General features: G+C 63.4%; 7 protein-coding genes. All 7 read left to right on the forward strand.

The window, feature by feature from the left end; genetic code table 11:
- Window positions 1-244 precede the first annotated feature (244 nt).
- The 7 genes from IEW17_RS20170 to IEW17_RS20200 all read left to right on the forward strand — a co-directional run bounded on the left by IEW17_RS20170 (window position 245) and on the right by IEW17_RS20200 (window position 9277).
- Entirely contained in the window at window positions 245-862 is a 618-nt protein-coding gene (locus IEW17_RS20170; protein WP_188563868.1) for a toxin-antitoxin system YwqK family antitoxin, read from the forward strand.
- 167 nt (window positions 863-1029) lie between these two features.
- Window positions 1030-1659: a conflict system bpX4 domain-containing protein gene (locus IEW17_RS20175; protein WP_188563869.1), complete on the forward strand. Its 630-nt coding sequence runs from the start codon at window positions 1030-1032 to the stop codon at window positions 1657-1659.
- Window positions 1660-2808: an AAA family ATPase gene (locus tag IEW17_RS20180; protein WP_188563870.1), complete on the forward strand. Its 1149-nt coding sequence runs from the start codon at window positions 1660-1662 to the stop codon at window positions 2806-2808.
- Window positions 2805-3527 (forward strand): hypothetical protein, encoded by a 723-nt coding sequence (locus IEW17_RS20185; RefSeq protein ID WP_188563871.1) that lies wholly within the window; start codon window positions 2805-2807, stop codon window positions 3525-3527. Before IEW17_RS20180 ends, IEW17_RS20185 begins: the two co-directional genes overlap by 4 nt.
- A gap of 17 nt (window positions 3528-3544) precedes the next feature.
- Complete coding sequence (locus IEW17_RS20190; protein ID WP_229749172.1) at window positions 3545-5989, forward strand: hypothetical protein; 2445 nt, start codon at window positions 3545-3547, stop codon at window positions 5987-5989.
- A gap of 3 nt (window positions 5990-5992) precedes the next feature.
- A complete protein-coding gene (locus IEW17_RS20195) occupies window positions 5993-8881 on the forward strand; it encodes a bpX3 domain-containing protein (protein WP_188563873.1) in 2889 nt (962 codons plus the stop codon).
- A 150-nt stretch (window positions 8882-9031) separates the two neighbouring features.
- The gene (locus IEW17_RS20200; RefSeq protein ID WP_188563874.1) at window positions 9032-9277 is read left to right on the forward strand and encodes a hypothetical protein; all 246 of its coding nucleotides are present in this window, start codon (window positions 9032-9034) and stop codon (window positions 9275-9277) included.
- Window positions 9278-9370 lie beyond the last annotated feature (93 nt).

Genomic DNA, 9370 nt, shown 5'->3' on the forward strand with positions numbered 1-9370 from the left:
CTTAGAGCGCTCATGCCAGCAAAAAAGACAAAGCTAAGCGGCCCTTTTTAATGCGTTTACCCTGGGCCTCCGGCCCTTTCTAATCGTTAAAATGCTTCCGCAGTAGGCACAGCTCGCAGGCTTGGGTATAGCAAATAAGGACTCTTTTCCTGAACTGAGGGGCATCGTCTCTGCACTGCATTCCTAACGAGGGGAAAGCCCTGTGGACCTTGTGGGCTTACTTTCGGGCCACTTTCCGACTGCCATGTTTCGTCCCCTGCTGTTGCTTGTTATCATCCTCTTGGCGGGGCAGTGGGCGGGCAGGTCCGTCCACGCGCAACAGTTGGCCGTTTTGCCCGCTCCCACGGCCCCGGGTGGCGGTCCTGCCCGCTGCCTGCGGACGACCTTTTACGCGCTGGATTCCGTCGCCGGCACCCCACCGGGCTGCGCTGGGAAGTCGGACGGGCTGGTGGGCTACCGCCGCTGGGACGGGGAGCGCCCGGTCGCGACCGGCCTGTACGTGCGGGGGCTCTGCGTGGAGGCGACGGTGGCCGCCGAGGGCACGGGGTACGCGCTCGGCGTGGGCAATCCGACGGGTCGGGTTCCTCGGCTGTTCCTGGACTGCGCCACGATGGCGCCCCGCCGCCCCGTCAACAACCGCCAGGACGGCCGCAAAGTGGGGCTGTGGCTGCGGGGCTACGGCTGGGGCGGCGTGCGGCGGGCCGTGCAGTACGAGGCGGGCCACCCGGTACGAGCCGTGTATTTCCGCCCGAACGGCAAGCTGGCCCGGGTGCAGGAATACCGCAACGGCAAAAAGCGCCGCGGGGCCATGTACTACTACAACAAAGAGGGGTACCTGACCAACGGCATGATGCCTTTTTGAGGAAGGTGCCGAAAGGGAGGGAGACGCCCCGCTTTGACTTCAGCTGTTCGTTAGCGCCATTCCGCTGAAATCCTCGTTTTTTTAAGTACTTGCGCTGCTTTGCTGCACCCAGGGTAATTGTCTGTCGAAAACCAGAAGCCTTCGGGAAATTCTTTGCTTCTTAATTTATGCTACTGACCGGTTTTCTGCATGACCTGCTTACCACCGGGTGCCTCACTTTGACCAGCCAGCCGGATTCGTTCGAAGCAGCCGACCTGCATGCGGCCGAAGACTTGTTGCGCAGCTACCACGCCGAAGACGCCAAGGAAATGCCGCATACTGCCCCGGTTTTCAATGCGCCCGCGGCCCTTTGGTCCGCCGCCTATCTTTACGACACTGTGAAACTGGCGCTGGTGCGGGAACTGGACGAAACCCTTGTGCACGAGCAGTTGCAGGACTTCTCCGGCGATATGACACCGGAAGCCATTTATTCCGCGGACCTTACTTTTCGTCACCTGCCCGATTTGCTACGGCTGGCTAAAGGCCTGGCCCCCGGCGATGCGCTGGTGAGCCGCCTGCAGGCCACAGCCTGGAAGTGGCCGTTTTCATCCGTGGGCACCAAGTTTAAGGACGCCGAGCCCATCGTCACTATCATCGCGCACCCGGCCCTGCGGCAAGCGTACATCGACCGCATTATCCGGGTGCAGGACCGGGCGCGCGCCAGCCAGACGCATCTGGCCCCGCTGATACATGAGGCCCTGGGCGGCCATGCCGCCACGTTATGGCCCGATTTCACAGCCTTCACGCTACCCGTTTAAATGGAAAATTTACTAACTGAAGAATGGCTGCTGGTGGAGCAGCTCAAACGCGTGGCGGGTCACCTCAAAACCACGTTTGTGGGCAAAGATGACATCATCGACCTGATGTGCCTTTGCCTTGTGGGCCGCGAAAATCTGTTCCTGCTGGGCCCGCCCGGCACGGCCAAAAGTGCGCTGGTGCGCGCCCTGGCCCAGCGGCTGCAAGGCAAAACCTTCGAATACCTGCTCACCCGCTTCACCGAGCCGAACGAGCTGTTCGGGCCCTTCGACATCCGCCAGCTGCGCGAAGGCAACCTCGTGACCAACACCGACGGCATGCTGCCCGAAGCCCACCTCGTATTCCTCGACGAGCTGCTGAACGCCAACAGCGCCATCCTCAACAGCCTGCTGACGGTGCTAAACGAGCGGGTGTTCCGGCGCGGCCGCGAAACCCGCGCCCTGCCTGCCCTGCTCATGGTGGGTGCCAGCAACCACCTGCCCGAAGACGATGCCCTGCAAGCCCTGTTCGACCGCTTCCTGGTGCGCGTGCACTGCGACTACGTGGCCCCTGACGCCCTGGCCGACGTGCTGGAAGCCGGCTGGAACCTGGAGCGCCCCAGCTCCAAAGAAGCCCCCAATATTGCCGCCGAGGACATTCTGCGCCTGCAGGCCGCCCTGCCGCTGGTAGACCTGCGCCCTGTGCGGCCGCTCTATACCGACCTTATCCGCAAGTTGCGGCTGGCCGGGGTGGCCGTGTCGGACCGCCGCGCCGTGAAACTGCAGCGGTTGCTGGCGGCCAGTGCCCTGCTCTGTCAGCGCACCACGGCCATTGCTTCCGATATGTGGGTGCTGCGCTACATCTGGGACACCGACGAGCAGCGCGAAGTGGTGGGCAGCATCGTGGATGCGGTGGTGCACGCCGACGACCAGCCCGCTCAGCACCCCCGCGCTGCCGGCCACGATGCCCCCGATGCCGACGCCCTGCTGCGCGAAATCGGCACCCTCACGGCTCAGTGGGACCTGCCCGAAACCTCGCCCGCCGAGCGCACCACCATCAAAGACCAGCTGCGCTACCTACACGGCCGGGCCCAGTGGCTCACCAACGACGAGCAGCGCACCTACGTGCAGGAGCCGCTGGATGCCCTCTGGCAAAAGGTGTTACGGGCATGATGGCCGGGCGCGTGTTCGTGCTGGCAGCCGCTGACCGCGAAGCCCTTGGCAGCGTGCGCCACCTGCCCGGCCTGCAAGCGGCCGAAGTAGCTGACCAGCTCTGGCTGCGCGGCCTGTCCGCCACCGGCGAACTACCGCTGCCCGTCCGCGGCCTGCCCGCCGTGGCTATCTACGCGCTTGATGCTGAGGGTCGGTTGTTTCCCGACGGGCAGCGCACGCCCACCGCCCGCCTGCCCACCGGGCTGGTCTGGCAGCCCATTCGTCTATTCGTGCCGCTGGAATTACCCACCGCGGCCCTGCCCGCCCAAGGCACCCCGGCTTATCGGGTCCGCCTGCGCCCCTCGGCTCGGGCGGGGGCAGGCGCGGCCCTGCTCACCACCCTAACCGCTTGGCATGCTTACGCCGAAACGGCCCCGGAAATCCGTCTTCGCTGCCTGCGTTTTGCCGTGGCGGCCGATGCGCGGGTGCTGCTGCTGGGCACCCCGTTGCCGCCCCTGCCGGGCCTGGAGTTGTGGCTGCGCGAGGGCCTGCTGCTACCCGCCGGATTTGATTTTGAAGCGCCCTTGCTGGCCCCACTACTGCGGCAGAAGCTACAAACGGCCGCCGATGATGTGCTGCTCTTTGCCGCCGATGGCAGCTGGGAGCGGGTGCTGAATACGGATATTTTGCCCGTTACGCGCAGTGCGGTGCGGCTCACATTTAAGGAGTTTGGGCGATGAGTGAGCTGGCAAACGAAGTGAAAACGGTACGAGAGCTTGCACCAGTCTATTTCCGCAATCCCAAAGCGTATTTCTGGCGTTGGGTCGAAAAGGGCAAAATAGTTGAATGGCGCAGCGGGGATACCCTGTGCTACCGCGAGGAGTTGGCCCGCGTGCTGCGGGGCCTCACTGAGCACGGCCTGCCCCCGCTCGCCTCGGTGCTCCTGTTGCTGGCGGCTTGTGCGGATACCTGGTCAGAACCAGGTGACAATGCCTCGGTGCTAAAGCACTCGTGGCAGCAAATGCCAACTGCGCCCGACGACCCGAGCGAAGCAGCATTGGAATGGCAAATTCGGCACGTGCTGCTGTTTCTGGACGTGGTCAGCGCGCTGCCGGGCAACTTGCGAACGGGGGAGCCCAAGCTGCACTTATTCCGCGAAGTTTTCAGTGCACAAGCGCCGCAGATAAGCGCGGAAATGGCCTCGGCCCTGCTGGATGAATGGGACAGTGGGCGCACGGATACAGTGCTGCATTTCAGCCGTAGCCCAGTCACGCGTCGTGTGTTTTCGAACGAGCTGGCCTGTCTGGCCCAGTCGCTCAACCGCTTTCCCACTCCCGAAGCCTTGGCGCTGCACCTGCGCACCGGTCTGGATAAGCTCCCCGAGCCGCTGCCGTTGCCCGCGCCTGCCGCTGTCGAAACGGCGCCGCTCGCAGCAGAACCTGCCGACCTTTTCGACCAGTTAGCGCAGGACGTGCGCACGGCTGGTCTGGCCCGTCTCACCCGGCAGCTGGTGGCGGCGCTACGCATTCCGCTGCACGCCCGGGGTGCCAGCGACCAACCCATCGGTGGCATCTCCGACGTAACTAACCGGGGTAATTTCGACCGGCTGCTGCTCAGCGAGCTGGCCCACGATGACCATGTTCTGCTGGCACGCCTCGTGAATAACGAGGCCTTGTACCTGCGCCGCGAAGCGCCGCCCCATCCTGATGTGAAGCCCCGCACCGTGCTGCTTGATACCACCCTGCGCATGTGGGGCGTGCCCCGCGTGTTTGCCCTGGCGGCCGCGCTGGCCTGGGCTCGCAACTCGCGGCAGGCGGGCCCGCCAGCACCGGTGGCGGCCTTCGCCCTCGGGGGCCAGCACGCTACGCCCCTCGACTTGGATACTTTCGACGGCGTGGTGGCGACCCTCGCCCAGCTCGACCCGGCCCCGCACGCCGGCCCGGCCCTGCTGGCGTTTGGGCGCACCCAGCCAGCCGCCGGCGATTGCCTGCTCATTACCGATGCCCAGCTGCTGCACCAGCCGGTATTTGCCCGGCAACTGGCCGAGGCCGGTCCGGCGCTGCGCTTTTTGCTCACGGTGGACCGCAGCGGCGAACTGCAGCTCTACGAGTACCAAAACGGCCACCGCTCGCTGGCCAGCACCGCCCGCTACGATTTGGAAGAGCTGCTATTCACGGCCGCGCCGCGCCAGCCGCTGCAGTTTCGAACGCCCACCGATGGGCCGGCGTTTTTGCAGCAGGTGCCGGCTCCGCTGTACTTCCCGGTTACGGGCCTGCGGGTATCCATAAAAAACACGTTTTACGCGGCGGAAATCGGCGTACTGAGCATCACCGACCGGCAACGCGTGCTGTTCTGGCCCAGCAAGGACACCGGGGCGCGGGAACTGCTACCGGAGATTGAATCAGGCGCTTATCATTTCGGGGCCGATGGATTCCACACCGTGTACGTCCTCGTCAGTGCGCGCCGGTTGCTGCGGATTTATGCCTTTATAACGGCCACGGGCGAGGTCGAAATGGTGGATTTAGCGGCGGAGGTAGCGACGCCTGACGACGCCCTGCCGGTGGTGTTTAAGGACGGGTGCTATCACGTACAATGGGCCGGGGGTACGCTGGTGTTTGATTGTCGGCGCTGGGAGATTCGGGACCACCGCAGTTCCATTTTCCCCGCCCATGCGGCTTCGGCTTTCCGCCCCGATTTTGGCCACATTAAACGCTACATTAACAACGGTTACAACGTGCTGCACCGGGTGAACCACGTGGGGCTGAGCAACCAGTGTGCACTGGTGATTGAGGGCCACGTCCTGGCGCTGGCAAGCAGCCCGCGCAAGCTGACGCATGAATTACAGCTGTTGAGCAAGAATCGCGGCACCGTCAACGAGGAGGTGTTTCACGGTGTCGTTCCGGTCGACCCCAAGGGGTTCCCGCTGCTGGCGAATGAGCAGCTGCTTTTCCGCCGCTTCGCCTGGCCCGATGGAAGCGGGGGGCTGCTGGACCCGCGTGGCCTGCTGCACCTGCGCAGCGCCGATGCCACCGTGCCGGAAATCACGCTGGTGCTGGTGCTGGGCCAGCCCACCGCTGCCTGGGCGGCCGATGGCACCGTGTGCGGCTCCACTTACTTTACCGGCCCAAATCCGGCGCGGTGCCTTTCCGTGCTGGAATTCAACCGGCTGTATCTTCAACGCTTCATCGCCCACCTCGGCTAACCCATGCACCTCACGCTTCGCTCCCACGAAACGGCGCAGCGCCCGGCCCGCGCGGCCTTCCTGCGGGGTTCCGACCCGGCGGCGTGGCTGCGCGAGCTGAGCCGCTGGAACCTGCCGGCGCAGCAGCTGACCTGTTACCTCGTCCCCGAATCCGTTCGCTCGGTGCAGGTGGCGGGGCTGTTCGTGATAGCCACCGGCCCCGTGCCCGCCGATGTGCTGGAACCCTACGGCTCCGAGGCAGCCGGCCGGCTCTATGTGCCCGTGCAAGCCACCCTTTGGCCCACCACCGCCCCCGACGAGCTGGCCGCCGCCCTGCTGTGGCCCCACCAGCTGTTGCACCCAAGCATCGGGCTGGTCGGCTTCGATACGGATGATGGATTAGACCTGGCCACGCTGCTCGATTGCCACGCGCCGCGCCCCACCGATTGGGGCCGCGCCCGGTCGGGCATCGCCCCCAAGCCTCGGTTGCAGCAGGTGCGGGTGCTGACGCCTACGGTGGCCGAGGTCGTGGAGTCGTTTCAGCAAGACGTGGGCACCGTGCCGCTGGCACTGCTGCCAGGCCTGGCCGAAGACCAGCCGGGTCCCGTGCGGGAAGCCCTCGACAACCTGCGCCGCCGCTTGTTGAAAGCAGTGCTGGCCCTGGTGCGTTGGCTGCCGGGCCTGCCGTCGGGGCGCGTCATGGGCGCTTTGGGCATCGTGCTGCTGGTAGTCATGGCGTTTGCCCTGCTGGCCAGCGTTTTCGCGCAGCTGGAAAAAAATAGTTTTAGTGGCCTTATCGTGCCCCTGACGCTGATAATCATACGGCTTTGGCGCAGCTTTTCGGACAAAGATGCTAGTCGCCCTGCCACCCACCAGCCCGTTGCGCCGGCCCGGCCCGGCTTGTTTCAGCGGCTGGAAGTCTGGCTGGGTGGCCACATTAAGGACTTGGAGCAGAAGCGGCAGAACGAGATTGAGCGGCTGTTGCACCTGTTCAACGAGAACATGGAGGAGGCCCTGAAGTATGCCATTCCGCTGGGTGGGCCTTATCAGGACCGGGGCACGGCGCCACAATCGGCCCGGTTGGGTCCGCGGGCGACCGATTTCAACCTGAGCGGCCTGGGCGGGGGCGGCCGGGTCGACGCCTGGAACCTCGACGCCTACCGCCGCAACCTAAGCCTGCACTACCGCGCCGCCGCCAACCGGGAAATCGCGGCCGGCCGCTTCAAAAAAGCCGCCTATGTCTACGCCCACCTGCTCGGCGACTACCAGTCCGCTGCCAATACCCTGGACCAGGGCGGTTTCTGCCGCGAAGCCGCCGCCCTCTACAAAGACCACCTCCACAACCTGCCCGCCGCCGCCAAGAGCCTGGAACATGGCGGCCTGCTGCTCGAAGCCGCTGAAATCTACACCGACCTCAAGGAGCACGAAAAAGCCGGCGACCTCTTCCAGCGCCTCGACCAACCCGAGCTGGCGGCCCGCCACTACGAGCGCGGCGTAAGCCTGTTTCTGGATAATCAGGACCACCCCGCCGCCGCGCGCCTCTTGGCCGATAAGCTCACCGATACTGGCCGGGCGCAGCAGGTCTTGCTCCAGGGCTGGGCCGGTGCAAAGCAGCCCGAAGTATGCCTCCGGCAGTATTTCGACGTGCTGGCCGCTGCGCCGGGGGCCGACCTGAGCCCGTACGTCCACCGTATTTTCCAGCAGCATACTTCCGCGTCGCAGCGCGTACCGCTGCTGCAGGTGCTGGCCGCCGTCAATGAAAAGCACCCGGCCCCGGCACTGCTCACCACCTCCCGCGACATCGCCTACGACGTGATAAGCACCGAAGCCACGGCCGGAAACATGGCCTGCCTGACGCTATTACGCCATTTTCTGCCCGACGACCGGCTTATTGTGGCTGACTGCAGCCGCTTCACCAGCCGCCAGCCGCTGCGCCCGCTGGTTGCGTCCACACCATTCGCATCCTTAATGGCTCCCCAGCTGGATGCCACCGTCGAGTGGAAAAGCGCGGTGACGCACGGCCATCAGTGGGTAGCCATCGGCACGCGCGATGACCGGCTGCACCTGGCCCGCGGCAACTGGTATGGCAAAGTAGAATACTATTCTTGGCTGGCGGATATGAACGGGGTGTACGTATTGCTGGTGGCCGATGAGCAGCACGGCAACCGCATTCTGTTGCGAACGTCGGAAGCCCTGGCGCTGGAAACCAAGCAGCTGCCTAAAACCAAGCATTTTTCCGAAGCCCTGCTGGTGGAGTGCCCGAGCTGGCTGCCGCCCTGGCCCGTGCGGGTGTGCCTGCTTCCCGATGGCGTAGTGGCTGCGGTTACCCGTGCCGAAAGGCTGATTACGGTGCAACGCTACACGGCCGATGGCCAGCTGCTGCCAGTCTGGGAACACAGCATGGGCACGAGTGATTTGGCCTTGGTCGATGAGGAGCGCGGCTGGCCCTGCGAGTTGTTATACCACGCGGGCGTATTCTACACCTATTGGGGCCACTGGTTATTTTCCTGGAGTGAACATGGTGGCAATAACTTCCATGAGTTGCCCATGGGAGCAGTGTGTCAGGTAGTGCGTTCGCCCTATTCTGAAGAATTATTACTGGCCATCGATGCGGTGGATGGCTTTCTGCTGTGGAACCCGACTCATCGCGGTGAGGAAAAGCCTACCCTTGCTTTTACCACCGGTGCTTCGGCCAATGTCGCTATCCAGTTCGTCTCGCCTGCCCATTTAGTCGTGATTAATGAATTTGGAACGGCGCTATATCGTCTTGCCGCAAATGGCAGCGAATTAGTTCGCACCATCGCAACAAACACGGAGCCGATTGCTGTACTGCCTACTATCAATCGCCAGCAATTTGCCTCACTGGAGGCCACGGGGCGTATTTCATTGCATCAGATTGAAGATGAAAAGTAGGGAGCATGGTTATGGGCTTCGCTTCAAAGTAGGAGGCAAAGCCAATCGCTCCTTTCGCTATCCGGAGCGTAATATTTGGGCCAGCTCCCACCCTCACCCCGCCCAGGCTTATTTCATCAACGATTCAACCGCTTCTTGCGCTCACACAACATGGCAAACCTCTTTTCGACCCTCGCAAACGCCAGCAGCATCACGGTCCTGGTGGACGGAACCCCGCGTCCAGAAGGGTTTCGAGTAGTAGGGCCCGGTCTCCTGGGCAAAGAATTCTTTACTTCTCCCGCATTGACGCAAGAAATTTTGGATTCGCCGGAATTTGACCAGCTTTTATCCACCGACAAAGCGCAACGCGTTTTGGAAATGGTACTCAAATCGATTGAGCACTACACACCATCTTAGTGGAAGAACTCTAACCGTTTGGCTGAACTAAGTAGTCACGCAAAAGTAACGGTGTACTTTTGGCCGACCTCCATTAAGACGTGTTCGATGCGT

This window comes from Hymenobacter frigidus (assembly GCF_014640435.1).
Classification (GTDB): domain Bacteria; phylum Bacteroidota; class Bacteroidia; order Cytophagales; family Hymenobacteraceae; genus Hymenobacter; species Hymenobacter frigidus.